This window comes from Dorea sp. 210702-DFI.3.125 (genome assembly GCF_020560945.1).
Taxonomy (GTDB): domain Bacteria; phylum Bacillota; class Clostridia; order Lachnospirales; family Lachnospiraceae; genus Dorea; species Dorea formicigenerans.
The window spans coordinates 1-442 of record NZ_JAJCNF010000089.1 but is presented as its reverse complement, the minus strand read 5'-3'; the positions used below and the strand labels follow the sequence as shown (position 1 = coordinate 442).

Genomic DNA, 442 nt, shown 5'->3' with positions numbered 1-442 from the left:
CGCTGGCTGGCTCATTATGAATGGCAACCGCATACAGATTAAACGCCGACAGTTTGAACAGGTCATTGACAAATTGGACGCAATCTAATGCAAATGAGCCTTGTATGTGTTATGATGAACACAAGTCATATCAAGGCTCTTTCCAACAAGGAAAGGAGCAGACACCATGAAAGAAAAAAGACGGGATAGTAAAGGACGTATCCTGCATACTGGAGAGAGCCAACGAACAGACGGGAAATACTTATATAAATATGTAGACGCATTTGGAAACACAAAATATGTGTATGCTTGGAGATTGACACCCACAGACCCGACACCAAAGGGAAAACGGGAAAAACCCTCACTTCGAGAACTGGAACAGCAGATAAGACGGGATATTGAGGACGGTATCGACAGCACAGGCAAGAAAATGACGCTTTGCCAACTCTATGCCAAACAGAAC

General features: G+C 43.9%; 1 protein-coding gene and 1 pseudogene. Both read left to right on the top strand.

Annotated features, from left to right (window positions below; translation table 11 throughout):
• Positions 1 to 88, top strand: a pseudogene (locus LI164_RS15670) (excisionase); the annotation flags it as partial.
• 78 nt (positions 89 to 166) lie between these two features.
• Positions 167 to 442 (top strand): integrase DNA-binding domain-containing protein (locus tag LI164_RS15665; protein ID WP_181987834.1); only part of this gene is annotated, 276 nt, incomplete at its 3' end.